This is a genomic window from Streptomyces sp. NPDC052682 (genome assembly GCF_040678435.1).
GTDB lineage: Bacteria > Actinomycetota > Actinomycetes > Streptomycetales > Streptomycetaceae > Streptomyces.
Genome location: NZ_JBFATS010000023.1, coordinates 40,215 through 66,925 on the forward strand (window position 1 = coordinate 40,215; position 26,711 = coordinate 66,925).

The window sequence follows — 26,711 nt, forward strand, 5'->3', positions numbered from 1 at the left end:
CCCGGCCCGCTCGTGGCCTCGTGGCCGGCTTACTTGCGGTTGTACAGCCGCATCGTGACCGGCCCGAAGACCACCACGAGCAGGGCCGCCCAGCCCAGCGACCAGGCGACCTCGTCCGCCGGCCAGTCACCCGCCATCAGTCCGCGCACCGCCGACGACAGGTGGGTGATGGGGCTGTTGTTGACGAATGCCTGGAGCCAGCCCGGCATGGTCCTCGGGTCCACGAACACGTTGGACAGGAAGGTCAGCGGGAAGATCACCATCATGCTGACGCCCATCACCGACTTCTCGGTGCGCAGCATCAGCCCGAACATCGTCCAGATCCACGAGAACGCGAACGAGAAAACCACCAGCAGCGCGACTCCGGCGGCGACGCCGCCGACCCCGCCGTCCGGCCGGTAGCCGAGGATCAGGCCGACGGTGAGCATCACCACGGAGGCGATGGTGTAGCGCAGGGCGTCGCCGAGCAGGTAGCCGACCATGGTCGACGGCCGCCAGACGGGCAGACTGCGGAACCGGTCGAAGACGCCCTTCTCGATGTCGGTGTTGACCGAGACGCCGGTGTACATCGTGATCATCACGACCGACATCACCAGGATGCCGGGCAGCAGGAACTGGATGTACTCCTTCGGCGACCCGGCCAGCGCACCCCCGAACAGGTACGTGTACATCAGCACCATCATGATCGGGAACGCCGTGACGTCGAAGAGCTGCTCCGGCACATGCTTGATCTTCAGCACGGCCCGCCAGCCGAAGGTCAGCGACGCCGACCAGGCGCTGGGCCGCGGCGGCCGCTCCCTGGCGATCAGCAGCGCGGCGAGCGACTCGGTGCTGACCGGGGCGAGTTCCCTGCTGTCGGTGGTCGTCGCGGTGCTCATACCGCCACCTCGTCCTTCGGGTCGTGCACGCCGCGGGCGTCCTGCGCGTCGTGCGTGTCGTGTCCGGTGAGGGCGAGGAACACCTCGTCCAGGCTGGGCTGGCCCAGCGAGAAGTTGTCGACCGTGACGCCGGCGCGGGCGAGTTCGTTCAGCGCGCGGGCGGCCTGCTCGGCGGCGGTGTCGTCACTGGCGGCCCTCCCGAGCCGGGCGGTCAGCGCGACCGGATCGGGCTCCGGCTGCACGTCCGCGCCGAGCGCCCGGTGCAGCAGCTGCGCCGCGAGGGAGCGCTGGTCGGCGTCCCGCAGCCGCAGGTGCACGGAGCCGGCGCCGACCGACGCCTTCAATTCGCCCTTGGTGCCCTCGGCGATCACCTTGCCGCGGTCGATGACGGCGATCCGGGACGCCAGCTGGTCGGCCTCGTCCAGGTACTGCGTGGTCAGCAGCACCGTGGTGCCCTGCCCGACCACCGCCCGCACGATGTCCCAGACCTGGTTGCGGCTGCGCGGGTCGAGCCCGGTGGTCGGCTCGTCGAGGAACAGCAGGTCGGGCGTGTTGAGGATGGACGCGGCGATGTCGATCCGGCGCCGCATCCCGCCCGAGTAGTGCTTGACCTGCTTCCCGGCCGCCTCGGTGAGGCCGAAGGCCTCCAGCAGCTGCGCGGCACGCTCCCGGGCGGCCTTCTTGTGGTGCCCGAGGAGCCGGCCCAGCAGGACCAGGTTCTCGGTGCCCGTGAGGTCCTCGTCCACCGACGCGTACTGCCCGGTCAGGCTGACCCGGCCGCGCACCGTGTCGGCCTCGCGGACGACGTCGTGCCCGAAGACATGGGCCTGTCCGCCGTCCGGCCGCAGCAGTGTGGCGAGCATCTTCACGGTGGTCGTCTTCCCGGCGCCGTTCGGGCCGAGGACGCCGTAGACCGTGCCGGCCGGCACGGCGAGATCGACTCCGTCGACGGCCCGGGTCTCGCCGAACGTCTTCACCAGGCCCGCGGTCTCGATCGCCAGGCCGGACGTCTGCGTGCTCATGCTGGGGTCCTTCCGCATGCGTGGGCTACGCATGGGGAGACCTTTGCGGTCGCGCAAACTCATCGCTCCCGCACCGCGCATGTCCCCGGGATCTGCCCAGGGACCGTGGCGCCCGCGACCGGGGACCCAGGCGCGCGGCGGGCTGACCTGCGCGGAGGACCGGGGCGCGCCCCGGCCGGGAGTCCGGCGCACGCACCTAGCCGGCCCGGGGAAAGCGGACGTGGGCCTGCGCACGTGCCCGAGGCCGCCGGCCGACCGGCCGTACGGCTCGCGGTGAGGGGTAGCGTCCCTGCATGCATGCGATCACGATTCCCGAACCCGGTGGACCCGAGGCGCTGCTCTGGAACGAGGTCCCCGATCCCGTGCCCGGCGAGGGCGAGGTCCTGGTCGAGGTGGCGGCCGGCGCCGTCAACCGGGCCGACATCCTCCAGCGCCAGGGCTTCTACGATCCGCCGCCCGGGGCGTCCCCCTACCCCGGCCTGGAGTGCTCCGGCCGTATCGCCGCGCTCGGTACGGGAGTGTCCGGCTGGGCCGTCGGCGACGAGGTGTGCGCGCTGCTGTCGGGCGGCGGCTACGCCGAGAAGGTCGCGGTCCCGGCGGGGCAGCTGCTGCCCGTCCCCGAGGGCCTGGACGTCAGGCAGGCGGCGGCGCTGCCCGAGGTGGTCTGCACCGTCTGGTCGAACGTCTTCATGATCGCCCACCTGCGGCCCGGCGAGACCCTGCTCGTGCACGGCGGAGCCAGCGGCATCGGCACCATGGCGATCCAGCTGGCCAAGGCCGTCGGGGCCCGGGTGGCCGTCACCGCGGGCAGCGCCGAGAAGCTCCGGCGGTGCGCCGAGCTGGGCGCCGACATCCTGGTCAACTACCGCGAGCAGGACTTCGTCGACGAGGTGAAGAAGGCCACCGACGGTGCCGGTGCCGACGTCATCCTCGACAACATGGGCGCCAAGTACCTGGACCGCAACGTCCGCGCCCTCGCCGTCAACGGCCGGCTCGCGATCATCGGCATGCAGGGCGGGGTCAAGGGCGAGCTGAACATCGGCGCCCTGCTGAGCAAGCGCGCCGCCATCAGCGCGACCTCGCTGCGCGCCCGTCCCCTGGAGGAGAAGGCGGCCATCGTGGCGGCCGTGCGGGAACACGTCTGGCCGCTGGTCGCCGGCGGCCACGTACGGCCCGTCGTGGACCGGGAGTTCCCGATGCCGGACGCGGCCGCAGCCCACCGGCTGGTGGAGGACAGCGGCCACGTCGGCAAGGTGCTGCTCGTCACGCCGGGCTGAGCGCTCCCTGGCGCGCGGCGGCACTCAGGTCAGGCCCCGGCGCAGGCGCAGCGCGGCGAAGGCCAGGGCCAGGCCGAGACCGATGAGGACCAACCCGCTGCCCAGCGGCAGCAGTCGCAGCACCGGCTCGGTGGCCTGCCCGGCGGGCCGCCGTACCGGCTGCGGCAGGGGCTCGGAGGACGAGGCGGCGGTGCGCTGCGGGGCCGGTGAGGTCTCCGGGGCGACGACGCCGTCGTCGCCGGCCGCACTGTCCTCGCCCTCTGGGCTGTCCTCGTGACGGTCCCCCGCACGACGGGGGCCGCCGTCCCCCCGGTCCCCGCGGTCCCGCAGCCACGGCGGCTCGTGCCGCCCGGGCCGCTGCCGCCCCTCGCCCGCCAGGCTCCCGGCCCGGTCGGGCCCGGTGTCCGAGACGGAGGGCGTGGGGGAGGCGGCCGGGGCGGCCTCGGCGTCGTACGGGACGAGGAGGCCGCACGTCAGCACGGCGGCGCACAGTCCCGTCACCACCCCCGTCGAGCGCGGGATGCATAGCCATGGAGTCACGTCGGTGACCCTTCCCGGTGCCCGGCCCGGCCGGCCGGGCCGACCCGGCACCCTCGGTCGGATGGACCCCCTCAGGCTCACACCGGCCCCCCTTTCCGGCATTCCGGATTCGGCCGGCCGATGGAACGGCTGCACAATCCGGTTATGTCGATACGTCACGGGCTGCTGGCGCTGCTGGCGGGCGGTCCCCGCTACGGCTCGCGGCTGCGCACCGAGTTCGAGGCCCGCACCGGCGGCACCTGGCCGCTGAACATCGGGCAGGTCTACACGACCCTCGGCCGCCTGGAACGGGACGGCATGGTCGTCCAGGCCGGCGCGGACGAGGCGGGCCGGGTGCTGTACGCGCTCACCGACACGGGCCGGGCCGAGCTGCGCTCCTGGTACGCACGGCCCGTGCAGCGGGCCAGTCCGCCGCGCGACGAGCTGGCGATCAAACTGGTGCTGGCGGCCGGGGCGGACGACATCGACGTACGGGAGGTCGTCGAGGCACAGCGCCGGCACGTCACACAGGCCCTGCACGACCATGTACGGCACCGGGCCGAGGCGCTGTCCCGGGCACCGGAGCACCCGGAGGAGATGGCCCGGCTGCTCGTCCTGGAGCAACTGGTCTTCCACGCCGAGGCCGAGGTCCGCTGGCTCGACCACTGCGAGGCCCGGCTGCTGCGCCGCCCCCTGGCCCGCCAGCACCCGGCAGACGGCCGGGAACCTCCCTGAGCCGCGGCACCCGACGCCCACCCGGGCCCGGCAGACCACGAGGAACTCCACCCGCCCCCTCCTCGTCGTACACGGTGGATCAGCCTCCGCCGGGGGCACCACGCAGGAGAGGCGTACGGGTGCGAGAGAATGGCGGCATGGAGATGCCGAGGAACGAACGGTCGTCGGAGAACCCGCAGATCCTGGTCGTCGGCCAGGACGGCATGGCGCTCAGCGGCGGCAACGGAGACGAGGACTCCCGAGAGACCCCGGTCACGGAGCAGGTGGAGCAGCCCGCCAAGGTCATGCGGATCGGCAGCATGATCAAGCAGCTGCTGGAGGAGGTGCGCGCCGCTCCCCTCGACGAGGCCAGCCGGGTCCGGCTCAAGGAGATCCACGCCAGCTCGGTGAAGGAGCTGGAGGACGGTCTGGCGCCGGAGCTGGTGGAGGAACTGGAGCGGCTCTCCCTGCCCTTCACGGACGAGGCGACCCCCAGCGACGCCGAACTGCGGATCGCGCAGGCGCAGCTGGTGGGCTGGCTGGAGGGCCTCTTCCACGGTATCCAGACGACGCTGTTCGCCCAGCAGATGGCGGCACGCGCCCAGCTGGAGCAGATGCGCCGCGCCCTGCCGCCGGGTCTGGCCCACGACGGCCAGGACGAGCGGGGCACGGGCGGCCGTTCGGGCGGCCCCTACCTGTAGGGCTCCGCAGGGGAAGGGCCCGGCGGCAGCACGCTCCGCCGGGCCCTTCGCGCAGGACAGCAGGACAGCAGGACGCAGGACAACCGGTCAGGCCGGCGGGTTGCCCGTGGACACCTTCAGCTGGATCTCCGGCATGTCCTTGGGGTCGACATCCGTGCCGGCGGTCGGGAACTGGTCCATGACGGTGCCGTCGCCGTAGGTGTTCTCGTCGACGGGCACCACCTTCAGCTGCCAGCCGGCGGCCTGGAAGCACTCCTTGACCGACTTGATGTACTTGAACTTGAAGTTCGGGACCTCGATCTTGTCAGGGTCGTTGTACGACTCCTGAGGCTCGGTGCACTCGCTCGTCTCGATCGTCCTGTTCGTGTCCGGCCCGCGGTAGCCGGGCTTCTTGGACGCCGAAGCCGACGCGGACGCGCTCGTACCGCCGCCCCCGCCCTCGTCCTCACCGCCGCCGCTCAGCGTCAGTGCCGCGATCAGCCCGCCGACCGCCACCAGGGCCACCACGATCGAGCCGATGATCACCGGCCTGTTGCTCTTGCCGCCGCCGGACCCGCCGGGGCCTCCCGGCCCGCCGGTCGCGGTCTGCGGCGTGAGGTGGTACGGCGGCGGCGTCGACGGACCCTGCTGCGGCGCGTACCCGGCCGGGCCCGGCGTCTGGTAGCCGCCCTGCTGCGGATAGCCGTACGCCGGGGACGGCGTGGGCGTGCCGTACGGGTTCGGCGTCGGGGCCGGGGCCGGCTGGTACGGCGTCTGGACGGGGCCCGTGGGCGCCGGGGTGGCCTGGTCGACCGGCGGGAAGACGGCGGAGCCGACGCCCTGGCCGCTCGGCGTCCGCGCGCCGGGCACGATGCTCGGCGGGGCCGGCTGGAAGGACGCTGCCACCCGCAGGCACTCCCCGCGCATGGCCTCCGCGCTGGGGAAACGCTCGTTCGGGTTCTTCTTCAGCGCGCGGGCGATCAGCGCGTCCACCGCCGGCGGCAGCGACCGGTTGATCGAGGACGGGACCGGCGGCTCCTCCTGCACGTGCGCGTACGCGATCGCCAGCGGCGAGTCCGCGTCGAACGGCAGCCGCCCGGTCACCAGCTGGAACAGCATGATGCCGACCGAGTACAGGTCGGAGCGGGCGTCCACGCCCCGGCCGAGCGCCTGCTCCGGCGAGAGGTACTGCGGGGTGCCGACGACCATGCCGGTCTGCGTCATCGACGTCACACCGGACTGCATGGCCCGGGCGATGCCGAAGTCCATCACCTTGACCACACCGCGCTTGGTCACCATCACGTTGCCGGGCTTGATGTCCCGGTGCACCAGCCCCATCTCGTGGCTGATCTCCAGCGCCGCGAGCACGTCCGCGGTGACCTTCAGCGCCTTGTCGGCGGGCATCGCCCCGTGCTGCCGTACGTCCTCGTCGAGCACCGAGCCGAGCGGCCGGCCCTCGACGTACTCCATGACGATGTACGGCGTCGTCATGCCGTCCATCTCGTCCTCGCCGGTGTCGAAGACGGAGACGATGTTGGTGTGCGTGAGCTTGGCCACGGCCTGGGCCTCGCGGCGGAACCGCTCGCGGAAGGCCTGCTCCCGGCCGAGTTCGGTGTGCAGCGTCTTGATCGCGACCTGCCGGTCGAGCACGGTGTCGTAGGCGAGGTGCACCGAGGCCATGCCGCCCTGGCCGAGGAGGTCGCGCAGCTGATACCGCCCGCCGGCGAGCGCCCGCCCCGTGTACTGGCCCTGTGCGCCGTCCTGGCTCATCTTCCGCGTCCCCCGTAGCCTTTCCGGCGCCGACGATTACCGTTGATCCAAAGAGCTATTCCCGGCCAAGTCTGCCCCAGGGCACTGACACGTCAAGCGCGGTGCCCGTTCCGTGACCGTACGCGAAAGAAGCGTCGCGGAAGCGTTACAGCGGGCGTACGGCCGGTACACAGAAGTTGCACGACAGCGTGCGCCCGGGGTTGGATGGCCGGTCCGTCTCGTGCCGGTCGTGGCACCCGTTGCGGACCGGAGGTTTGCGCGGAGGCTGTAGCGTGGCCGACGGAGACCGTAACAACACCGCGCGCACCGCGGGCAGAAACGACGGCGAGGACTGATGGCACAGCAGCAGCGCGCTCAGGGCCCGTCCGACCCCGAGGCGACTGGCGGCGGTATGTCGGACGCGCCGGAGTCCTGGGGCAACGGCGGGCTGGTCGGGGACGGCCGGTACCGGCTGACCCACAGACTCGGCCGGGGCGGCATGGCCGAGGTGTTCGCCGCCGAGGACGTCCGCCTCGGGCGCACCGTCGCCGTCAAGCTGCTGCGCGCCGACCTCGCCGAGGACCCCGTCTCCAAGGCCCGCTTCACGCGCGAGGCGCAGTCCGTCGCCGGCCTCAACCACCACGCGATCGTCGCCGTGTACGACTCCGGTGAAGACGTCGTGGGCGGCCAGTCCGTGCCGTACATCGTCATGGAGCTGGTCGAGGGCCGTACCATCCGCGACCTGCTGATGAACGCCGAGGCCCCGGGCCCGGAGCAGGCGCTGATCATCGTCTCGGGCGTCCTGGAGGCCTTGGCCTACTCGCACCAGCACGGCATCGTGCACCGCGACATCAAGCCGGCCAACGTCATCATCACCGACAACGGCGCCGTGAAGGTGATGGACTTCGGCATCGCCCGCGCCCTGCACGGGGCGTCGACGACCATGACGCAGACCGGCATGGTCATGGGCACCCCGCAGTACCTCTCCCCGGAGCAGGCGCTCGGCAAGGCCGTCGACCACCGCTCCGACCTGTACGCGACCGGCTGCCTGCTGTACGAACTCCTCGCGCTGCGGCCCCCCTTCACCGGCGAGACCCCGCTGTCGGTGGTCTACCAGCACGTCCAGGACATCCCCACGCCCCCGTCCGTGACCTCCGACTCCTGTCCGCCGGAGCTGGACGGCCTGGTCATGCGCGCGCTGGCCAAGGAGCCCGACGACCGCTTCCAGACCGCGGAGGAGATGCGCGGGCTGGTCCAGTACGCGCTGCAGATGCTGTACGACCAGGGCGGCCACACCGGCACCTGGAACACCGGCCCGGTCGACATGCACGAGGGCCGGCACACCCCGGCCGCGGGCCTGGCCGGTACGGCGGTGCTGCCGCACCCGGGCGGCGACGCCTCCGGCACCACGCAGATCCCGCAGCCGATCCTGCCCGCCGGGTACGGGGGCGGCGACGACGGCGGCTTCGAGGGGCACGGCAACCGGGGCAGCGGCCGGGGCAAGCTGTGGGTGCTGGCCGTGCTCGCGGTCATCGCCATAGCGGCCGGTGTGGCGCTGGCGCTGCAGAACGGCGGCGGCGGCGGAGGCTCGGAGAAGCCCACCAAGTCGCCGAGCGCCTCGCAGAGCACCGAGGACAAGAAGCCCAGCGAGTCGCCGAGCCAGGAGGAGACGGACCAGCCCTCCGGGACGGAGACGAACACCAGTGGCGGTGCGGGCACCGGCGGCTCCCACTGGACGCCGTCCTACAGGCCGTCGTACACGCCGTCGCCGAGCGTGACCGACGACCCGACGGGCCAGCCCACGAACCAGCCGACCCAGACCCAGCCGACGGGCGTGCCGACCGGTGAACCGACCGGCCAGCCGACGGACACCACCGACGGCGGTACGTCCGACGGCGGCACCGACAACGGCGGCGCGGGCAACGGCGGCGTCGACGGCGGCACGATCAGCGGCGCCGACGGCGGCCAGGGCTGAGCCCACGGCCCACGCGCCTCACGCCCCGCGCCCGGCGGCCGGGGCCGAGCCACGCCGCCACGCCCCCACACCCCGTCGACCCGCCACGCGCGCGTGGGGCCTTGCACGGCCCCACGCGCGCGTGCCGCTCCACCGCCCGGCATCCGCTGGTCGCCGGGCCGGCATGCGGCCGAACGGGCGTCGCGAAACTCTTCCCGTGCCCGGGGTGCCCGGGATAACGTGCCGTTGCTCCGGCCTCCTGCAAGGCTGTGACCAGCGCACCTTCCCGACCTCTCCGATTTACTTGGATATCCAAGCAAAAACGCAGGTCAGAGGGGGTTTCACAGATATGTGGAGCACTGGGTAACGTGCTGGGTGCAGGGCGCTCGCCGGGGCACCTGTCACGCCTGTTCCCGGCCGAGTGGCACCCACCCCGTGCCCGGTGGTCGAGTTCAGGTGAGCCGCACTGGCCTACCGGCAACCCCGGGGCCGGACCGACGGAGGAGCACACGTGACCGTGGAGAGCACTGCCGCGCGCACACCGCGACGCAGCGCCGGAAGCAAGGCCGGCACCACCGGCACCCAGCGCACCACCCGCAAGACCACCGGCGCGAAGAAGAGCGCCGAGCCCGCCCTCGTCCAGCTGCTGACGCCCGAGGGCAAGCGCGTCAAGAACGCAGACAGCGCCGCGTTCGACCCGTACGTCTCCGGCATCACGGCCGAAGAGCTGCGCGGCCTGTACCGCGACATGGTGCTCACCCGTCGTTTCGACGCCGAGGCCACCTCCCTGCAGCGCCAGGGCGAGCTGGGCCTGTGGGCCTCGCTGCTCGGCCAGGAGGCCGCCCAGATCGGCTCCGGCCGGGCCCTGCGCGACGACGACTACGTCTTCCCGACCTACCGCGAGCACGGCGTCGCCTGGTGCCGCGGGGTGGACCCGACCAACCTGCTCGGCATGTTCCGCGGCGTGAACAACGGCGGCTGGGACCCCAACGGCAACAACTTCCACCTGTACACGATCGTCATCGGCTCGCAGACGCTGCACGCCACCGGCTACGCGATGGGCGTGGCCAAGGACGGCGCGGACAGCGCGGTGATCGCGTACTTCGGCGACGGGGCCTCCAGCCAGGGCGACGTGGCGGAGGCCTTCACCTTCTCCGCGGTCTACAACGCCCCGGTGGTGTTCTTCTGCCAGAACAACCAGTGGGCCATCTCCGAGCCCACCGAGAAGCAGTCCCGCGTGCCGCTGTACCAGCGCGCGCAGGGCTTCGGCTTCCCCGGGGTGCGGGTCGACGGCAACGACGTCCTGGCGTGCCTGGCGGTCACCAAGTGGGCGCTGGAGCGGGCGCGCGGCGGTGAGGGTCCGACCCTCATCGAGGCGTTCACGTACCGCATGGGCGCCCACACCACCTCCGACGACCCCACCCGCTACCGCGGTGACGAGGAGCGGCTGGCCTGGGAGGCCAAGGACCCGATCCTGCGCCTGCGCCGGTACCTGGAGGCCTCGGACCACGCGGACGAGCGATTCTTCGCGGAACTCGAGGACGAGTCCGAGGCGTTGGGCAGGCGAGTACGCGAAGCGGTCCGGGCCATGCCCGACCCGGACCGGTTCGCCATCTTCGAGAACGCGTACGCGGACGGACACGCGCTCGTCGACGAGGAGCGGGCACAGTTCGCCGCCTACCAGGCGTCGTTCGCGGACGAGGGGGTCTGATCATGGCGGTGGAGAAGCTGGCTCTGGCCAAGGCGATCAACGAGTCGCTGCGCCGCGCCCTGGAGGCGGACCCCAAGGTCATCATCATGGGCGAGGACGTCGGCAAGCTCGGCGGCGTCTTCCGGGTGACCGACGGCCTGCAGAAGGACTTCGGCGAGAGCCGGGTCATCGACACCCCGCTCGCGGAGTCCGGCATCGTCGGCACCGCGATCGGCCTGGCCCTGCGCGGCTACCGGCCGGTGGTGGAGATCCAGTTCGACGGTTTCGTCTTCCCGGCGTACGACCAGATCGTCACGCAGCTGGCGAAGATGCACGCCCGCTCGCTGGGCAAGGTCAAGCTGCCGGTCGTGGTGCGCATCCCCTACGGCGGCGGCATCGGCGCGGTGGAGCACCACTCGGAGTCGCCCGAGGCGCTCTTCGCGCACGTGGCGGGCCTGAAGATCGTCAGCCCGTCCAACGCGTCGGACGCGTACTGGATGATGCAGCAGGCCATCCAGAGCGACGACCCGGTGATCTTCTTCGAGCCCAAGCGGCGCTACTGGGACCGGGCCGAGGTCAACACCGAGGCGATCCCGGGCCCGCTGCACAAGGCCCAGGTCGTCCGCCCGGGCACGGACCTGACGCTGGCCGCCTACGGCCCGATGGTCAAGCTCTGCCAGGAGGTCGCGGACGCGGCGGCCGAGGAGGGCAAGTCCCTGGAGGTGCTGGACCTGCGCTCGGTCTCCCCCCTGGACTTCGACTCGATCCAGACCTCGGTGGAGAAGACCGGCCGTCTGGTCGTCGTCCACGAGGCCCCGGTGTTCTTCGGCTCGGGCGCGGAGATCGCCGCCCGGATCACGGAGCGCTGCTTCTACCACCTGGAGGCCCCGGTGCTGCGGGTGGGCGGCTACCACGCGCCGTACCCGCCGGCCCGGCTGGAGGAGTCCTACCTCCCGGACCTGGACCGGGTGCTGGATGCCGTCGACCGCTCGCTGGCGTACTGAGGAGGGAGGGTCGTGACGACGATGACGGACGCGTCCGTACGCGAGTTCAAGATGCCCGACGTGGGCGAGGGACTCACCGAGGCCGAGATCCTCAAGTGGTACGTCCAGCCGGGTGACACGGTCACCGACGGCCAGGTGGTCTGCGAGGTCGAGACGGCGAAGGCGGCCGTGGAGCTGCCCATCCCGTACGACGGTGTCGTGCGGGAGCTCCACTTCCCCGAGGGCACCACGGTGGACGTGGGCACGCCGATCATCGCGGTCGACGTGAGCGGCGGGGCGGCGCCCGAGGCGCCCGCCGCACCGGCACCGGAGGCCGCAGAGACCGCCGAGGCCGAGGCGCCGAAGGCGGAGGGCTCGGGCCGCCAGCCGGTCCTGGTCGGATACGGGGTGGCGACGACCTCGACCCGGCGCCGCCCCCGCAAGGGCGCCGAGCCCGCCCCGGCCGCCCAGGCCCCGGCGACGCAGGCGGTCCAGTCCGAGCTGAACGGCCACGGAGCCGCCGCGGCTCTCGCCCAGCCGCGCCCGCTGGCCAAGCCGCCGGTGCGCAAGCTGGCCAAGGACCTCGGCGTCGACCTGGCGACGGTCACCCCGACCGGCCCGGACGGCATCATCACCCGCGAGGACGTCCACGCGGCGGCGGCCCCGGCGCAGGCCCCCGGGCCCGAGGCGGCGGCCCCGGCCGCACCCGCCCAGGCGGCCCCGGCGCCGGTGTCGTACGACACCGCCCGCGAGACCCGCGTCCCGATCAAGGGCGTGCGCAAGGCGACGGCGGCGGCGATGGTCGGCTCGGCGTTCACCGCGCCGCACGTCACGGAGTTCGTGACGGTGGACGTGACGCGCACCATGAAGCTGGTCGAGGAGCTGAAGCAGGACAAGGAGTTCGCGGGCCTGCGCGTCAACCCGCTCCTGCTCATCGCCAAGGCCCTGCTGGTGGCGATCAAGCGCAACCCGGACATCAACGCGTCCTGGGACGAGGCGGCGCAGGAGATCGTGGTCAAGCACTACGTGAACCTGGGCATCGCGGCGGCGACCCCGCGCGGTCTGATCGTGCCGAACATCAAGGACGCCCACGCCAAGACGCTTCCGCAGCTGGCCGAGGCGCTGGGCGAGCTGGTCTCGACGGCCCGGGAGGGCAAGACCTCCCCGGCCGCGATGCAGGGCGGCACCATCACCATCACCAACGTCGGCGTCTTCGGCGTCGACACCGGCACGCCGATCCTCAACCCCGGCGAGTCGGCGATCCTCGCGGTCGGCCAGATCAAGCTCCAGCCGTGGGTCCACAAGGGCAAGGTGAAACCCCGCCAGGTGATGACCCTGGCCCTGTCCTTCGACCACCGTCTGGTGGACGGGGAGCTGGGCTCCAAGGTCCTCGCGGATGTGGCGGCGATCCTGGAGCAGCCCAAGCGGCTGATCACTTGGGCCTAGGCTCCGCCTGTCCACAACAGCGGACCTTGACGCGAAGGAGCCGCGCGTCCCGACCGGGACGCGCGGCTCCGGCGTGTGGAGGACGGGTCAGAAACCCTGATCCACAGGTGAGGGTCAGTCCCGCTGCGCCCCGGCCGGGAGCGTACGCAGCTGCATCGTGCTCGCCGAGCTCGTGCCGAAGGCGTAGTCGAGCAGCTTGGCGGCGTCGGTGTAGCGGTACTGGTCGTTGAGCAGGACGCCGATCACCGTCTTGTCGTTACGGGTCGCGGCGAACACCAGACAGGGGCCGGCCGGGGTGTTGGTGCCGGTCTTCACGCCGATCGCGCCGCTGTAGGAGCCCAGCAGCTTGTTGGTGTTGTACCAGGTGTAGGTGCGGGTGCCGCCCGTGCTGGTCGTCGCGTACTGCACCGTCTTCTGCTTCTTCACGATGCCCGCGAACGTCGAGTACTTCATCGCGCTGCGGGTGAGCTTGGCCAGGTCGCGCGGCGTCGTGTAGTTCGTGTTCTGCGTCGAGATGCCGTCGAACGTGTCGAAGTGCGTGTTCGTCAGGCCCAGGTCGGCGGCCTTGGTGTTCATCTTGCTGATGAACGACTTGGTGCGTGCCGAGATGGTCGTCCCCGAGCCGAAGGTGTCCGCGAGGGCCATCGCCGCGTCGCAGCCGGACGGCAGCAGCATCGCGTGCAGCAGCTGACGGACGGTGACCTTGTCACCGGTCCTCAGGTCCGCGGTGGACGCGCCCTTGGCGGCGACGTAGTCCCGGTAGGCCTGCTTGATGGTGATCTTCCGGTCGAGGTTGAGGTCCGGGGTGCTCAGCACGACCCGGGCCGTCATGATCTTGGTGGTGCTCGCCATGGGCCGCTTGTAGTCGGCGTACTTGCTGTACAGCGTGGCTCCCGTCGCGCTGTTGAGCAGGAACGCGCCCTTGGCGCTGACCGAGGGCGCGGTCGCGGCCTGCGCGGGCGCCGCCAGGGCGCCGCCCGCGACCAGCGCGCCGGTGATGGCCGCCACGGCTGCGGCTCTGCGGATCCGTACGCCCTTGATGCCGGTTGTCACTATGAACGCTCCGAGTGTGCGCGATGCCTTCCGAGGCACCTGCGGAAAATGAGCGGGGGGAGGCGCTCAGAAGACGCACGAGGAGCGTGCAGGGTTGTACGCGGTCAGGCCGGCACGTGCACCGTCTCCACCCGGCTCGCCACCAGCCGCTCCCGCTCCCGGCGGGCCGCCCGCCTGCGCAGCCGCAGGATCTGGCTGACACCCAGGGCCTGCAGCACGAACACGGCCGAGAAGGCGACCGTGTAGTCGTCGCCGGTCGCGTCCAGCAGCACACCCACCGCGAACAGGGTCGTCATGGAGGCGACGAAGCCGCCCATGTTGGTGATGCCGGAGGCGGTGCCCTGGCGCTCGGGCGGGTTCGCCGGGCGGGCGAAGTCGAAGCCGAGCATCGAGGCGGGTCCGCACGCGCCCAGCACCGCGCACAGCACGATCAGCAGCCACCCCGGCGCGTGCTGGGCGGGGTAGAAGAGCGTGGCCGCCCACAGCAGCGCGGTCGTGCCCACCGTGCCCAGGGCCAGCGGCAGCCGGGCCCCGTGGTGGCGGGCGACGAGCTGGCCGTAGACCAGGCCGACGGCCATGTTGGACAGCACCACCAGGGTGAGCAGTTCGCCGGCCGCCGCCCGCGACAGTCCCTGCGCCTGGACCAGGAACGGCAGCCCCCACAGCAGCAGGAACACCATCGCCGGGAACTGGGTGGTGAAGTGCACCCACAGGCCGAGCCGGGTCCCCGGCTCCCGCCAGGCCGCGGCGATCTGACGGCGTACGTACGCCGCTCCCCGGTGCGGCAGGGGCTCCGGCTCGTGCCCCTCGGGGTGGTCCTTCAGGAACAGCAGCACCAGCACGAGCACCACGACGCCCGCGAACGCGCTGCCCGCGAACGCCGCCGTCCAGCCGACGCCGTGCAGCAGCCGGGCCAGGACCAGGGTGGAGACCAGGTTGCCCGTCATGCCCACCAGACCCGCGAGCTGCGCGACGAGCGGGCCGCGCCGGGCCGGGAACCACCGGCCGCCCAGCCGCAGCACGCTGATGAACGTCATCGCGTCACCGCACCCGAGCAGCGCCCGCGAGGCCAGCGCCATGCCGTACGACGGGGAGAACGCGAAGCCGAGCTGCCCGGCCGTGAACAGCACGGCCCCGATGGCCAGCACCTTCTTCGTGCCGAGCCGGTCCACGAGCAGGCCGACGGGTATCTGCATGCCCGCGTACACCAGCAGCTGCAGGATCGAGAAGGTGGACAGGGCCGAGGCGCCCACGTGGAAGCGGTCGGCGGCGTCGAGGCCGGCCACCCCCAGCGACGTGCGGAAGATGACGGCGACGAAGTACACCGAGACGCCGATGCCCCACACCGCCATCGCGCGCCGGCCGCCCGGAGGATCGCCCGGCGAGGCCGCCGCCCGGGCGGAGGAGCGACTCACCGGACCTCCCCGCGCGCCAGGTGGGAGAACCAGCCGACGTGCCGGTGCACGAGCCCGACGGCCGCCTCGGCGTCGCCGGAGCGCAGCGCGCCGAGGATCTCCTCGTGCTCCGCGAGGGTCTTGGCGATCCGGTCCGGGTGGGAGTGCATCACGGCCACGCCCATCCGCAACTGACGGTCCCTGAGCTGGTCGTAGAGCCGCGAGAGGATCTCGTTGCCGCCGCTTCGCACGATCTCGGCGTGGAAGCAGCGGTCCGTGACGGCCGCCGCCTCCAGGTCACCGGCGGCCGCCTGCTCCTTCTGCCGGGCCAGCAGGCCCTCCAGCCGCTCGATGAGCCCGGGGGGCGCGGGGACGGCCTTGCGTGCCGCGTGCTCCTCCACGAGCAGCCGGGTCTCCACCACGTCCGCGATCTCCTGGGCGGAGACGGGCAGCACCAGCGCACCCTTTTTCGGGTAAAGCTTGATGAGCCCCTCGACCTCCAGCCGGAGCAGCGCCTCGCGCACCGGCGTGCGCGAGACCCCCACGGCCTCGGCGAGTTCACCCTCGGTCAGGAGGGTCCCGCCTTCGTAGCGGCGGTTCAGCACACCCTGTTTGACGTGGGCGTAGACGCGGTCGGCGGCGGGCGGTTGCTTCACGGCGACGGTCATGCCGACAGCATAGATACAACAGGGACGCGTGGTTGCATGCGTCCATGATGCGGACCGGACCCGCGCGCAGCCGACGAGTGTGTCGGTGATCACGCAACCGTCTGTGCTACTTACGTGTCTTACACATGCGGCCCCCTCAGTTTTCACAGCCGTTCGACGTCAACTCGGCCGCTAAATAGGGGAATTACAGACAAGCGGGGTATCTCACTTGAAAACCGGCATCCAGGGCATCCGTATCCGCAGAGCCGTCGGCGCCGCCGTGACCACCGGCGCCCTGTTCGCGACCGGAGCCCTCTACTCGGCGCCCGCGCAGGCCGCTCCCGCGACGCCCACGATCACCGCCAAGGGCGGTTTCGTGATGAACAACGCCAACGGCAGGACGCTGTACACCAAGACGGCGGACACCAGGCGCTCCACCGGCTCCACCACCAAGATCATGACCGCGCTGGTGGTGCTGAAGCAGTCGAACCTGAACCTGGACGCGAAGTACACCGTCCCGATGGCGGCCAGCGACTACATCGTGTCGAAGAACGCCTCCTCGGCCGGCCTGATCGTCGGTGACAAGGTCACCGTCCGCCAGCTGCTGTACGGCCTGATGCTGCCCTCCGGCTGCGACGCCGCGTTCGCCCTGGCCGACAAGTTCGGCACCGGCTCGACGCGGGCGGCGCGCCAGAAGTCGTTCATCGGCAAGATGAACGCCACCGCCAAGAGCCTCGGCCTGAAGAACACGCACTTCGACTCGTTCGACGGCATCGGCAGCGGCAACAACTACTCCACGCCGCGCGACCTGACGAAGCTCGCCAGCAACGCGATGAAGAACGCCACGTTCCGCACGGTCGTCAAGACGCAGAAGTACACGGCGAAGACGATCACCAAGTCCGGCGGCACCCGGACGATGCCGACGTGGACGAACACCAACGCGCTGCTCGGCACCTACAGCGGCGCGATCGGTGTGAAGACCGGCTCGGGCCCGGAGTCGAAGTTCTGCCTGGTCTTCGCCGCCACCCGCAACGGCAAGACCGTCATCGGCACCGTCCTCGCCTCCACCAGCAAGGACACCCGCACCTCGGACGCGAAGAAGCTGCTCAACTACGGCTTCGCCAAGCTGGGCTGACGCACCGCGACCAGCAGGACCCCAGTGAAGGGGCCTTCCGCTCGGCGGAGGGCCCCTTCGCCGTCCGGGACGGGTCCCGTGCGCCCTACGGCGTCACCGCGAAGTTCCGCAGGATCGCCGCCGCCAGCTCCGGGTCGCCCTCCGTCTTCACCCGGTCCGCCACCGCCTGAGGGCTCACCCGGCCGCAGGCCAGCCGTACGTACGTCTCCCAGTCGAGGGTGAGGGAGGCGGCCGGTCCGAGCGCGGGGGCCGTCTCGACGGTGCCGCGGCCCTGGATGTCGACGCGGACCGTGCGCAGGAACTCCACGGGGCCGTGCACGTCGAAGACGACGGCCGAGCTGCGCGGGGCGTCCGCCCGCTCGGCGACGACCCGCGGGAGTTCGGCGAGCAGCACGTCCCGGGCGACGTGCGCGCCGGGGGAGTCGAGGTTGCCGGGCTGCCCGAGCGCCGTGCGCAGGTCCTGCTCGTGCACCCACACGTCGAAGGCGTGCCGGCGCATGGACTCCTCCAGCGTCAGCTCGGTGCCGAGCGGCCCGCGCACCTTCGTGCCCGGGTCGCGCGAGTCGTTGCGCAGCTGGCGGTTGCGGCGGATGATCATGTACTCCAGCTCGGCCGTCATCTCCGGCGCCGTGTGGTGGCGGCGGACGTCGACCTGCATCTCCATGTAGCGCTGGTGGTCATTGGTGACGTGGAACAGGTCGCGCGGGAGCGTGTGGATCGGGCGCGGGTCGCCGAGCATCTCGGAGTCCAGCCCGATGACGTGCGAGACGACATCGCGCACCGACCAGCCCGGGCAGGGGGTGCGCCGGTTCCAGTCTGCCTCCACAAGCGGTTGGACCAGCTCGGATATCGCCTCGATGGAGTGAGTCCAGGCGTCGGCGTAGGGCTGGAGGGTGGGATGCAGACTCACGGAACGGGACCCCTCGGCGGTTGGTACACGGGCAGGTGGTGGCGGCGTCGCCAGTGGGAGGTGGCTGCTGTCGGCGGGTGTCTCGAGACGCTAAGTTACGCTGCTGTGAGGCACCCCGGCAGTCCTTTCGTGTGACGATCGTAGGCCTGCGGGGAAGCCCCTGTGGACGGCCCTTATGCCAGGACGGTGGTAGTGTGCGCGCCTCTCTGCTCCAGATCGCCGTAGACGAGGGCGAATCGGTCGCGTCGCGCCGGCTCCGGGTCGCCGCGCTGGTACGGGAACAGGCCGGGGCCGACCTCGTCGTGCTGCCGGAGCTGTGGACCACGGGCGCGTTCGCGTACGAGGAGTTCGAGCGGGAGGCCGAGCCGCTCCAGGGGCCCACGTACGAGGCGATGGCCAAGGCCGCGAGCGACGCGGGGGTGTGGCTGCACGCCGGGTCGATCCCCGAACGGGACCCGCAGGGAACGCTGTACAACACCTCACTCCTCTTTACCCCCTCCGGCGAACTCGCCGCCTCCTACCGCAAGATCCACCGCTTCGGCTTCGACCAGGGCGAGGCCGTGCTGATGGGCGCGGGCGAGGAGCTCGTGACGGTGCGTCTGCCGGGCACGCGCCTGGGCCTCGCCACCTGTTACGACCTCCGTTTCCCCGAGCTCTTCCGCGGTCTGGTCGACGCCGGTGCCGAGACGCTGGTCGTCGTGTCGGGCTGGCCGGAGCGCCGCCGGGCGCACTGGACGCTGCTGGCTCAGGCACGGGCGGTGGAGAACCAGGCGTTCGTGCTCGCGTGTGGAACGGCCGGAACACACGCCCGAGTTCCGCAGGCGGGTCACTCGATCGTGGTCGATCCGTGGGGCGAGGTGCTGGCCGAGGCCGGCCCGGGCGAGGAGGTCCTCACGGTGGAGTTCGACCCCGGGAAGGCCGAGACGACCAGGTCCCAGTTCCCGGCCCTGAAGGACCGCGTCCTGGGCCTGGAACCGCCCCGGCGGCCGGGGCGGTAGCGCTCGCCGGCATGTGCTAGTCGTCCTCCCGCTCCTTCTCCGCCAGGTGGATCACGCACACCGCCAGGGCGACCAGCAGGGCCGGGTCGGCGTCCTCGCGGACGACATCGATGCCGTAGGTGTCCCGGAGGGTGATCCAGCGGCGGGAGATCACGGCCAGCAGTTCGCCGTCGTACTCGATCGCGAACTCGCGGTCGAGGATCCTGCCGCTGACGTCCAGCTCGTTGCCGTCGGCCAGGGAGACCCGGTAGTGGTGGCGCAGCAGGGACAGGCGTTTGCGGCGGATGGTGGCCAGGGGCTCGCCGGCCCGCTGCAGGACCATCGTGTCGCGCAGGGCGAGCATCTTCTGGTGGATGTCGATCAGGACCCGCCCCTGGGTGTCCTTCAGCTCCCAGGTGTCCCGCAGGCGCAGCGCCTTGCCGTCGACGAGGAAGACCTTGGTGCCCCGCTCGTCCTCGATCCAGTAGTCGTCGCCGATGCCGAGGAGCCGGTCGTACACGAGGAATCTCATGCCTTCAGCGCTTCCCCGGGGACCGGTCCGAAACGCCGCCGGTAGGCCGACGGGCTGAGTCCGGTCGCCTCCCGCAGCCGGGTACGCAGGTTCGCGGCGGTCCCCAGTCCGCTCCTGGCGGCCACCACCTCCAGCCGTTCCTCGCCCCGCTCGATCAGCCGGCAGGCCAGCGCCACCCGCTCCCCGGTCAGCCACGCCAGGGGGGTCGTCCCCAGCTGGGCGCGGAAGCGCCGGTGGAGGGTCGCCGGGCTGACACGCGCGCGTGCCGCCAGGTCCGTCACCGTCAGCGGCTCGCCCAGCCGCTCCTGCGCCCACGCCAGCAGCGGGCCCAGCGACTCGTCCCGCACCTCGGGCACCGGCCGCTCCACGAACTGCCGCTGTCCGCCGTCCCGGTGCCCGGCGAACACCAGCCGCCGGGAGACGGCGTTGGCGACCTCCGCGCCGTGGTCCCGCCGTACGACGTGCAGACCGAGGTCGAGCGCCGACGCGCTGCCGGAGGCGGTCAGGATGTCCCCGTCGTCGACGAAGAGCACATCCGGCTCCAGACGGACCCGGGGGAAGCGGGCCCGGAACGCCCCGGCCCACATCCAGTGGCAGGCCGCCCGCCGCCCGTCCAGCAGCCCGGCCTCCGCCAGCGTGAACGCGCCCGAGCAGAACCCGATGAGCCGGGCCCCACGCGCGTGTGCCCGCCGTACGGCGTCCAGGACGCGCGGGGACCGCGGGGTGCCGGTGTCGGGCCGGTTCGGCACGATCAGCGTGTCCGCCTCCTCGGCGGCGCCGAGCCCGGCCACCCCGGTGAGCGTGAAGAAACCGTCCCGCATCCGGGTGCGCGGACCGGCCGCGCACAGCCGGAAGTCGTACAGCTCCCGGCCCAGCTCGGGCCTGCGCAGCCCGAAGATCTCGATGGCGCAGCTCATCTCGAACGGGTTGGAGTTCTCGTCGACGACCAGCACCACACGGTGCGGCTGAGAGGATCCTTGCGGCATGTGCGATTCCTAGCACTCGTGGGCCCGGCCCGGTACCCCGCACGATGACCGCATGGAACCGATCTCTCTCACCGACGCCCTGGCCTCCTTCACCGACCGGTGGAGCCCGCGCATCGTCACCGCCGTCAACGACTACGACGTGCGGATCGCCAAGGTGGAGGGCGAGCACCTCTGGCACGTCCACGACCACACCGACGAGTTCTTCCTCGTCCTGGACGGCGAGCTGCACATCGGCCTGCGCGAGGCGGGCACCGAGCGCACGGTCGTCCTGCCGAAGGGCAGCGTCTTCACCGTCCCGCGCGGCACCGAGCACAAGCCGTACGCGCCCGTGCCCACCGCCCTGCTGCTCTTCGAGCCGGCCGGCACCCTCACGGTCGGCGACCGCCACGACGACGTCCCCGACCATGTGGACGCCACGACGGGACACGCGCTGACGTGAGTGTCGGTGCCGGGTGGCACCCTGGAACGCATGAACCACTCGGCACCCCGACGCGCCCGCGTCCGCGCCCCCGAGCTGATCGGCAAGGGCGGCTGGCTGAACACGGGCGGCACCCCGTACACCCTGGCCGACCTGCGCGGACGTATCGTCATCCTGGACTTCTGGACGTTCTGCTGCATCAACTGCCTGCACGTCCTGGACGAGCTGCGCGAGCTGGAGGCCAAGCACCGGGACACGGTCGTGGTCATCGGGGTGCACTCGCCGAAGTTCGTGCACGAGGCGGAGCACCAGGCGGTCGTGGACGCGGTGGAGCGGTACGGGGTGGAGCACCCGGTGCTGGACGACCCCGAGCTCGCCACCTGGAAGCAGTACGCGGTGCGGGCCTGGCCGACGCTGGTCGTCATCGACCCGGAGGGGTACGTCGTCGCCCAGCACGCCGGTGAGGGGCATGTGCACGCCATCGAGCGGCTGGTGAGCGAGCTGGAGGCCGAGCACGGGGCCAAGGGCACGCTCCGGCGCGGCGACGGGCCGTACGTGCCGCCGGAGCCGGAGCCGACGGCGCTGCGCTTCCCCGGCAAGGCGCTGCTGCTGCCGTCCGGCACCTTCCTGGTCAGTGACACCACCCGGCACCAGCTGGTGGAGCTGGCGGGGGACGGGGAGACGGTGGTGCGGCGGATCGGCGCCGGGGTGCGCGGGTTCGCCGACGGCGGCCCGGACACCGCCGCCTTCAACGAGCCGCAGGGGCTCGCCCTCCTGCCCGACGGCTCGGTGGTGGTCGCCGACACGGTCAACCACGCCCTGCGGCGGCTGGAGGTGGCCACCGGCGAGGTCACGACGCTGGCGGGCACGGGCCGGCAGTGGTGGCAGGGCTCGCCCACCTCGGGTCCGGCCCGCGAGGTGGACCTCTCCTCCCCCTGGGACGTCGCCTGGTGGCAGGACAGGGTGTGGATCGCGATGGCCGGCGTCCACCAGCTGTGGGCGTACGACCCGGCCGAGCGGACCGTGACCGTCACGGCCGGCACGACCAACGAGGGGCTCGTCGACGGGCCCGGCGCCGAGGCCTGGTTCGCCCAGCCCTCGGGGCTCGCGGTCTCCCACGACGGCGAGCGCCTCTGGCTCGCCGACTCCGAGACCTCCGCCCTGCGCTGGGTCGGCGCGGACGGCTCGGTCCACACCGCCGTCGGCACCGGCCTGTTCGACTTCGGCCACCGCGACGGCACGGCCGGACAAGCCCTGTTCCAGCACCCGCTGGGCGTCACCGCCCTGCCCGACGGGTCGGTCGCCGTCGCCGACACCTACAACCACGCCCTGCGCCGTTACGACCCGGCGACCGGCGAGGTGACCACGCTCGCCACCGACCTGCGCGAACCCAGCGACGCGGTGCTCGTCGGCGAGGACATCGTGGTCGTGGAGTCGGCCCGGCACCGGCTGACCCGGCTGCGGCTGCCGGAGGAGGCCGTGCAGGTCGCCGGGGTCGCCCACCGTACGCAGCGGGAAGCCACCGAGGTCGCCCCCGGGCGGCTCCAGCTGGACGTGATCTTCGAGGCTCCGGCGGGACAGAAGCTGGACACGCGCTACGGGCCCTCGACCCGGCTGCTGGTCTCCGCCACCCCGCCCGAGCTGCTGCGCGACGGCGAAGGCGCGGGAACCGATCTGTCCCGCGCCCTGGAGCTCGATCCCGCCGTCCCAGAAGGCGTGCTGCACGTGTCCGCGATGGCCGCCTCCTGCGACGACGATCCGGCCAACGAGTACCCGGCCTGCCACGTCCACCAGCAGGACTGGGGCGTGCCCGTCCGCCTCACCGAAGGGGGGACGGACCGCCTGCCCCTGGTCCTGGCCGGGCTGGACGCCTGAGCCGGGGACCCGTCAGACGCCGTAACCGTCGTTGTAGCCGTGCCGGTGGTGCACCCGGTCGTCCTCGACGACCGGGGTCGTCGGGGGCACCACCACGCGCCGGCGCCGGGCGATGCTGCTGAACGTCGTGACGCCGATCAGACCCACGATCATCAGGATGACGCCGACGAGGTCGAGGTTGACCCCCTGCATCTTCCAGTCGGTCGCGAATGTGAGGATGGCTCCCACGGCGATGAGGATGATGCATCCGCCGAGGCCCATGAGTGTCGCCTCCCTGTCCGGTCCTTCCGGTCACCTCCGGGTACCCGGCCGGGCACGGCCCATGCCTCACAGGGACTTGACAGGACGTCTACTCCGCCTCCATGAACGCCACCAGGGCGTTGGCCAGCAGGAACGGGTCGTCGGCGCCGCACAGTTCGCGGACGCTGTGCATCGACAGGATGGCCACGCCGATGTCGACGGTCCGAATGCCGTGCCGCGCCGCGGTGATCGGGCCGATGGTGGTGCCGCACGGCATGGAGTTGTGGGAGACGAACGCCTGGAAGGGCACGCCCGCCTTCTCGCAGGCGGCGGCGAACACCGCCCGGCCCGAACCGTCCGTGGCGTAGCGGTTGTTGACGTTGACCTTGAGGAGGGGGCCGCCGTTGACACGGGGGTGGTGCGTCGGGTCGTGCCGCTCCGCGTAGTTGGGGTGCACGGCGTGGCCCGTGTCGGAGGACAGGCAGACCGTACCCGCGAAGGCCCGCGCCCGGTCCTCGTACGACCCGCCCCGTGCGAACACCGAGCGTTCCAGCACGGTGCCGAGCAGCGGGCCGTCCGCGCCCGTGTCGGACTGGGAGCCGTTCTCCTCGTGGTCGAAGGCGGCCAGGACGGGGATGTACGGCAGGTCGGGGCCCGACTGGGCGACCGCGGCCAGGGCCGCCGTCCCCGCGTGCACGGACAGCAGGTTGTCCATGCGCGGGCCGGCCACCAGCTCGCGGTCGCGGCCCAGGTAGGCCGGCGGCTCCACGGAGTGCGTCATCAGGTCCCAGCCGGTGACCTGGCCCGCCGGGACACCGGCCGTCTCCTCCAGGAAGGCGATCAGGTCGCCGTCGCGTACGTAGTCGCCCAGGCCCCACACCGGCTGCATGTGCCGCTGCTTGTCGAGCTTGAGGCCGTCCGAGGTCACCGAGCGGTCCAGGTGGATGGCGAGCTGGGGCACCCGCAGCAGCGGCCGGTCCACGTTCACCAGGCGGGTGGAGCCGTCGCGCAGGACCAGGCGGCCCGCGAGGCCGAGGTCGCGGTCCAGCCAGGAGTTCAGCAGCGGTCCGCCGTAGATCTCCACGGCGACCTGCCGCCAGCCGTGCGCCGCGCTGTCGGGCCGGGGCTTGACGCGCAGGTTGGGGGAGTCGGTGTGGGCGCCGACGATCCGGAACGGCGTGTGGGGCGCGGCGCCCTCGGGGACGTACCAGGCCACGATCGCGCCGCCGCGCAGCACGTACCGGCCGCCGGCCGTTCCGTCCCAGGCGTCCGTCTCCGCGACCTGCCGGAAGCCGGCCTTCTCCAGCCGCTCCGCGGCGTTGGCCACGGCGTGGTACGGGGTCGGGCTCGCCGCCAGGAAGGTCATCAGATCGTCGGTGTGGCCGCGGTCGAAAGTCATGGGTTCACCTTAACGACGGACGCGGGCCCGTTCCCTGCGAGAAGGGACGGACCCGCGTGCGGTGATCTCGGCAGGACCGGCGGGTCGGTCGAGCCGCATCGGCGCGTCGAGGCCGGCCGCCGAGGCGGCGGTGGCGGTGGTCAGTGTGACGCCGGCGGCCCCGGACAGGGCCGGTGCGGCGGATGCGGCCAGACGCCCGCGGGGGCGCGAAGCCGCAGGCCCCGTTCGACGTGGCGGCACAACTCCCGCGTCCGGTCGGCACGGAATACGCCATGCCCCGGCGGCGCGGACATCCGCGGCGCCGGGGCATGGGGCGCAGGTTCCGTGGCCGGGCCTAGAACGCGGCCTCGTCCAGCTCCATGATCTCCAGGTCGACGCCCTGGGCCACCTTGCGGGCCAGGGTGACGCCCGGCAGGACGGTGGCCGCGAAGAACTTCGCCGCCGCGATCTTGCCCTGGTAGAAGGCCTTGTCCTTGCTGGAGGCGGTCTGCAGCTTCTCGGCGGCGATCGCGGCGCCCTTGAGCAGCAGGTAACCGACGATCACGTCACCGGAGGCCATCAGCAGGCGGGTGGTGTTCAGCCCGACCTTGTAGATGTTCTTGACGTCCTGCTCGGTGGCCGCCAGGTCGGTCAGCATCAGGCCGACGATGGCCTCCAGCTCCACGGCCGCCTTGGCCAGGTGCTCGCGGGCGGCGGCCAGCTCCTCGCCGCCGGTGCCGAGCGCCAGGAACTTCTTGATGTCCTCGGCGAGGGAGTTCAGCGCGGCGCCCTGGTTGCGGACGATCTTCCGGAAGAAGAAGTCCTGGCCCTGGATCGCGGTGGTGCCCTCGTACAGGGTGTCGATCTTGGAGTCCCGGATGTACTGCTCGACCGGGTACTCCTGGAGGAAGCCCGAGCCGCCGAAGGTCTGCAGCGACTGGGCGAGCAGCTCGTAGGCCTTCTCGGAGCCGTAGCCCTTGACGATCGGCAGGAGCAGGTCGTTCAGCGCGTGCTCGGTGGAGGCGTCCTCGCCGTTCGCCTCCTTGACCTGGATGGCGTCCTGGATGGAGGCGGTGTACATCACCAGGGCGCGCATGCCCTCCGCGTACGCCTTCTGCGTCAGCAGCGAGCGGCGTACGTCGGGGTGGTGGGTGATGGTGACCTTCGGCGCGGTCTTGTCCATGAAGTTCGCCAGGTCCGGGCCCTGGACGCGCTCCTTGGCGTACTCCAGCGCGTTCAGGTAGCCGGTGGACAGCGTGGAGATCGCCTTCGTGCCGACCATCATCCGCGCGAACTCGATGATGCGGAACATCTGGCGGATGCCGTCGTGCTTGTCGCCGATCAGCCAGCCCTTGGCGGGGTGCTTGTCGCCGAAGGTCATCTCGCAGGTGTTGGAGACCTTCAGGCCCATCTTGTGCTCGACGTTGGTGGCGTACACGCCGTTGCGCTCGCCGAGCTCGCCGGTCTCGAAGTCGAACAGGTACTTCGGGACGAGGAAGAGGGACAGGCCCTTGGTGCCCGGGCCGGCGCCCTCGGGACGCGCGAGCACGTAGTGGAGGATGTTCTCCGACATGTCGTGCTCACCCGAGGTGATGAACCGCTTCACGCCCTCGATGTGCCAGGAGCCGTCCTCCTGCTGGACGGCCTTGGTGCGGCCGGCGCCGACGTCCGAGCCGGCGTCCGGCTCGGTGAGCACCATCGTGGAGCCCCACTGCTTCTCCACAGCGATCTTCGCTATGTGCTTCTGGACCTCGTTGCCCTCCTCGAAGAGGATGCCGGCGAAGGCCGGGCCGGAGGAGTACATCCACACGGCCGGGTTCGCACCGAGGATCAGCTCGGCGTAGGCCCAGATCAGCGAGCGGGGAGCGGTGGTGCCGCCGATCTCCTCGGGCAGGCCGAGGCGCCAGTACTCCGAGTCCATGAAGGCCTGGTAGCTCTTCTTGAAGGACGCGGGGATCGGGGCGGTGTTGGTCTCCGGGTCGAAGACGGGCGGGTTGCGGTCGGCGTCCGCGAAGGACTCCGCCAGCTCGTTCTCCGAGAGCCGCGTGAGCTCCTCGAGGATGCTCTTCGCGGTCTCGACGTCCATCTCCTCGAACGGGCCCGTGCCGTACAGCTTGTCGCGGCCCAGCACTTCGAAGAGGTTGAACTCGATGTCGCGGAGATTCGACTTGTAGTGCCCCATGGCGACGGCTCCGTTTGTCGGGTCGGCGAGGCACTGACTCCTCGCATCTGTTCACGTACCAACAAGTAGCTC

At 71.6% G+C, this 26,711-nt stretch carries 24 protein-coding genes; 11 read left to right on the top strand and 13 right to left on the bottom strand.

Going from position 1 to position 26,711, the window contains the following annotated elements; all coding sequences use genetic code 11:
- Positions 1-29 precede the first annotated feature (29 nt).
- Positions 30-878: an ABC transporter permease gene (locus AB0K80_RS29415; protein ID WP_365674824.1), complete on the bottom strand. Its 849-nt coding sequence runs from the start codon at positions 876-878 to the stop codon at positions 30-32.
- Entirely contained in the window at positions 875-1,900 is a 1,026-nt protein-coding gene (locus AB0K80_RS29420; protein ID WP_365674826.1) for an ATP-binding cassette domain-containing protein, read from the bottom strand. The genes AB0K80_RS29415 and AB0K80_RS29420 overlap by 4 nt, the downstream gene beginning before the upstream one ends.
- A gap of 293 nt (positions 1,901-2,193) precedes the next feature.
- On the opposite strand from AB0K80_RS29420, the gene AB0K80_RS29425 reads away from it, so the two are divergent.
- Positions 2,194-3,177, top strand: a complete 984-nt coding sequence (locus AB0K80_RS29425) for an NAD(P)H-quinone oxidoreductase (protein WP_365674828.1) — start codon at positions 2,194-2,196, stop codon at positions 3,175-3,177.
- 24 nt (positions 3,178-3,201) lie between these two features.
- Here the strand turns inward: AB0K80_RS29425 and AB0K80_RS29430 are convergent, their stop codons facing one another.
- On the bottom strand, positions 3,202-3,717 hold the full coding sequence (locus tag AB0K80_RS29430) for a hypothetical protein (protein ID WP_365674830.1): 516 nt from the start codon (positions 3,715-3,717) through the stop codon (positions 3,202-3,204).
- Positions 3,718-3,861: 144 nt separating this feature from the next.
- Between AB0K80_RS29430 and AB0K80_RS29435 the strand changes: the two genes are divergently transcribed.
- Together AB0K80_RS29435 and AB0K80_RS29440 are read left to right on the top strand one after the other, a co-directional pair.
- Positions 3,862-4,431, top strand: a complete 570-nt coding sequence (locus tag AB0K80_RS29435) for a PadR family transcriptional regulator (RefSeq protein WP_365674832.1) — start codon at positions 3,862-3,864, stop codon at positions 4,429-4,431.
- A 137-nt stretch (positions 4,432-4,568) separates the two neighbouring features.
- Positions 4,569-5,111, top strand: coding sequence for a bacterial proteasome activator family protein (locus AB0K80_RS29440; RefSeq protein WP_365674834.1), 543 nt, complete (start codon positions 4,569-4,571; stop codon positions 5,109-5,111).
- Between the two features lie 87 nt (positions 5,112-5,198).
- Here the strand turns inward: AB0K80_RS29440 and AB0K80_RS29445 are convergent, their stop codons facing one another.
- A complete protein-coding gene (locus AB0K80_RS29445) occupies positions 5,199-6,860 on the bottom strand; it encodes a protein kinase (RefSeq protein ID WP_365674836.1) in 1,662 nt (553 codons plus the stop codon).
- 334 nt (positions 6,861-7,194) lie between these two features.
- On the opposite strand from AB0K80_RS29445, the gene AB0K80_RS29450 reads away from it, so the two are divergent.
- The 4 genes from AB0K80_RS29450 (at position 7,195) to AB0K80_RS29465 (ending at position 12,912) form a co-directional block, all read left to right on the top strand.
- Entirely contained in the window at positions 7,195-8,814 is a 1,620-nt protein-coding gene (locus AB0K80_RS29450; RefSeq protein ID WP_365674838.1) for a protein kinase, read from the top strand.
- Positions 8,815-9,304: 490 nt separating this feature from the next.
- Positions 9,305-10,504, top strand: coding sequence for a pyruvate dehydrogenase (acetyl-transferring) E1 component subunit alpha (gene pdhA / locus AB0K80_RS29455; RefSeq protein ID WP_365674841.1), 1,200 nt, complete (start codon positions 9,305-9,307; stop codon positions 10,502-10,504).
- Between the two features lie 2 nt (positions 10,505-10,506).
- Positions 10,507-11,487, top strand: a complete 981-nt coding sequence (locus AB0K80_RS29460; protein WP_365674843.1) for an alpha-ketoacid dehydrogenase subunit beta — start codon at positions 10,507-10,509, stop codon at positions 11,485-11,487.
- Between the two features lie 12 nt (positions 11,488-11,499).
- Entirely contained in the window at positions 11,500-12,912 is a 1,413-nt protein-coding gene (locus AB0K80_RS29465) for a dihydrolipoamide acetyltransferase family protein (protein ID WP_365674845.1), read from the top strand.
- A gap of 114 nt (positions 12,913-13,026) precedes the next feature.
- Here the strand turns inward: AB0K80_RS29465 and AB0K80_RS29470 are convergent, their stop codons facing one another.
- From AB0K80_RS29470 to AB0K80_RS29480, 3 genes are all read right to left on the bottom strand, one after another.
- Entirely contained in the window at positions 13,027-13,965 is a 939-nt protein-coding gene (locus tag AB0K80_RS29470) for a serine hydrolase (RefSeq protein WP_365674847.1), read from the bottom strand.
- Between the two features lie 104 nt (positions 13,966-14,069).
- The gene (locus tag AB0K80_RS29475; RefSeq protein WP_365674946.1) at positions 14,070-15,317 is read right to left on the bottom strand and encodes an MFS transporter; all 1,248 of its coding nucleotides are present in this window, start codon (positions 15,315-15,317) and stop codon (positions 14,070-14,072) included.
- Between the two features lie 59 nt (positions 15,318-15,376).
- Entirely contained in the window at positions 15,377-16,027 is a 651-nt protein-coding gene (locus AB0K80_RS29480) for a GntR family transcriptional regulator (protein ID WP_365674849.1), read from the bottom strand.
- 208 nt (positions 16,028-16,235) lie between these two features.
- Here AB0K80_RS29480 and AB0K80_RS29485 point away from each other — a divergent pair, with 208 nt between their 5' ends.
- Positions 16,236-17,141: a D-alanyl-D-alanine carboxypeptidase gene (locus tag AB0K80_RS29485; protein ID WP_365674851.1), complete on the top strand. Its 906-nt coding sequence runs from the start codon at positions 16,236-16,238 to the stop codon at positions 17,139-17,141.
- 85 nt (positions 17,142-17,226) lie between these two features.
- Here AB0K80_RS29485 and AB0K80_RS29490 read toward each other — a convergent pair whose 3' ends face one another.
- The gene (locus AB0K80_RS29490; protein WP_365674853.1) at positions 17,227-18,051 is read right to left on the bottom strand and encodes a maleylpyruvate isomerase family mycothiol-dependent enzyme; all 825 of its coding nucleotides are present in this window, start codon (positions 18,049-18,051) and stop codon (positions 17,227-17,229) included.
- A gap of 194 nt (positions 18,052-18,245) precedes the next feature.
- Here AB0K80_RS29490 and AB0K80_RS29495 point away from each other — a divergent pair, with 194 nt between their 5' ends.
- The gene (locus AB0K80_RS29495; RefSeq protein ID WP_365674855.1) at positions 18,246-19,049 is read left to right on the top strand and encodes a carbon-nitrogen family hydrolase; all 804 of its coding nucleotides are present in this window, start codon (positions 18,246-18,248) and stop codon (positions 19,047-19,049) included.
- Positions 19,050-19,065: 16 nt separating this feature from the next.
- Here the strand turns inward: AB0K80_RS29495 and AB0K80_RS29500 are convergent, their stop codons facing one another.
- Entirely contained in the window at positions 19,066-19,560 is a 495-nt protein-coding gene (locus AB0K80_RS29500) for an LURP-one-related family protein (RefSeq protein ID WP_365674856.1), read from the bottom strand.
- The gene (locus tag AB0K80_RS29505) at positions 19,557-20,546 is read right to left on the bottom strand and encodes a helix-turn-helix domain-containing protein (protein ID WP_365674858.1); all 990 of its coding nucleotides are present in this window, start codon (positions 20,544-20,546) and stop codon (positions 19,557-19,559) included. The genes AB0K80_RS29500 and AB0K80_RS29505 overlap by 4 nt, the downstream gene beginning before the upstream one ends.
- A gap of 52 nt (positions 20,547-20,598) precedes the next feature.
- On the opposite strand from AB0K80_RS29505, the gene AB0K80_RS29510 reads away from it, so the two are divergent.
- Positions 20,599-20,985 carry a cupin domain-containing protein gene (locus tag AB0K80_RS29510; RefSeq protein ID WP_365674860.1) on the top strand — a complete coding sequence of 129 codons (387 nt, stop codon included), beginning with the start codon at positions 20,599-20,601 and terminating at the stop codon, positions 20,983-20,985.
- Between the two features lie 30 nt (positions 20,986-21,015).
- Positions 21,016-22,839: a thioredoxin-like domain-containing protein gene (locus tag AB0K80_RS29515; protein WP_365674862.1), complete on the top strand. Its 1,824-nt coding sequence runs from the start codon at positions 21,016-21,018 to the stop codon at positions 22,837-22,839.
- A 12-nt stretch (positions 22,840-22,851) separates the two neighbouring features.
- Here the strand turns inward: AB0K80_RS29515 and AB0K80_RS29520 are convergent, their stop codons facing one another.
- The 3 genes from AB0K80_RS29520 to AB0K80_RS29530 form a co-directional block, all read right to left on the bottom strand.
- On the bottom strand, positions 22,852-23,100 hold the full coding sequence (locus AB0K80_RS29520) for a DUF6458 family protein (RefSeq protein WP_365674863.1): 249 nt from the start codon (positions 23,098-23,100) through the stop codon (positions 22,852-22,854).
- Between the two features lie 88 nt (positions 23,101-23,188).
- Positions 23,189-24,478, bottom strand: coding sequence for a M18 family aminopeptidase (locus AB0K80_RS29525; RefSeq protein WP_365674864.1), 1,290 nt, complete (start codon positions 24,476-24,478; stop codon positions 23,189-23,191).
- 334 nt (positions 24,479-24,812) lie between these two features.
- A complete protein-coding gene (locus AB0K80_RS29530) occupies positions 24,813-26,639 on the bottom strand; it encodes an acyl-CoA dehydrogenase (RefSeq protein ID WP_365674866.1) in 1,827 nt (608 codons plus the stop codon).
- Positions 26,640-26,711: the final 72 nt, after the last annotated feature.

Coding starts and splice junctions, on each gene's coding strand:
- AB0K80_RS29425 (WP_365674828.1), top strand. CDS start 2,194: ATGCATGCGATCACGATTCCCGAACCCGGTGGACCCGAGGCGCTGCTC.
- AB0K80_RS29525 (WP_365674864.1), bottom strand. CDS start 24,478: ATGACTTTCGACCGCGGCCACACCGACGATCTGATGACCTTCCTGGCG.
- AB0K80_RS29445 (WP_365674836.1), bottom strand. CDS start 6,860: ATGAGCCAGGACGGCGCACAGGGCCAGTACACGGGGCGGGCGCTCGCC.
- AB0K80_RS29510 (WP_365674860.1), top strand. CDS start 20,599: ATGGAACCGATCTCTCTCACCGACGCCCTGGCCTCCTTCACCGACCGG.
- AB0K80_RS29450 (WP_365674838.1), top strand. CDS start 7,195: ATGGCACAGCAGCAGCGCGCTCAGGGCCCGTCCGACCCCGAGGCGACT.
- AB0K80_RS29420 (WP_365674826.1), bottom strand. CDS start 1,900: ATGAGCACGCAGACGTCCGGCCTGGCGATCGAGACCGCGGGCCTGGTG.
- AB0K80_RS29530 (WP_365674866.1), bottom strand. CDS start 26,639: ATGGGGCACTACAAGTCGAATCTCCGCGACATCGAGTTCAACCTCTTC.
- AB0K80_RS29475 (WP_365674946.1), bottom strand. CDS start 15,317: ATGGCGGTGTGGGGCATCGGCGTCTCGGTGTACTTCGTCGCCGTCATC.
- AB0K80_RS29505 (WP_365674858.1), bottom strand. CDS start 20,546: ATGCCGCAAGGATCCTCTCAGCCGCACCGTGTGGTGCTGGTCGTCGAC.
- AB0K80_RS29500 (WP_365674856.1), bottom strand. CDS start 19,560: ATGAGATTCCTCGTGTACGACCGGCTCCTCGGCATCGGCGACGACTAC.
- AB0K80_RS29415 (WP_365674824.1), bottom strand. CDS start 878: ATGAGCACCGCGACGACCACCGACAGCAGGGAACTCGCCCCGGTCAGC.
- AB0K80_RS29435 (WP_365674832.1), top strand. CDS start 3,862: ATGTCGATACGTCACGGGCTGCTGGCGCTGCTGGCGGGCGGTCCCCGC.
- AB0K80_RS29520 (WP_365674863.1), bottom strand. CDS start 23,100: ATGGGCCTCGGCGGATGCATCATCCTCATCGCCGTGGGAGCCATCCTC.
- AB0K80_RS29515 (WP_365674862.1), top strand. CDS start 21,016: ATGAACCACTCGGCACCCCGACGCGCCCGCGTCCGCGCCCCCGAGCTG.
- AB0K80_RS29480 (WP_365674849.1), bottom strand. CDS start 16,027: ATGACCGTCGCCGTGAAGCAACCGCCCGCCGCCGACCGCGTCTACGCC.
- AB0K80_RS29460 (WP_365674843.1), top strand. CDS start 10,507: ATGGCGGTGGAGAAGCTGGCTCTGGCCAAGGCGATCAACGAGTCGCTG.
- AB0K80_RS29440 (WP_365674834.1), top strand. CDS start 4,569: ATGGAGATGCCGAGGAACGAACGGTCGTCGGAGAACCCGCAGATCCTG.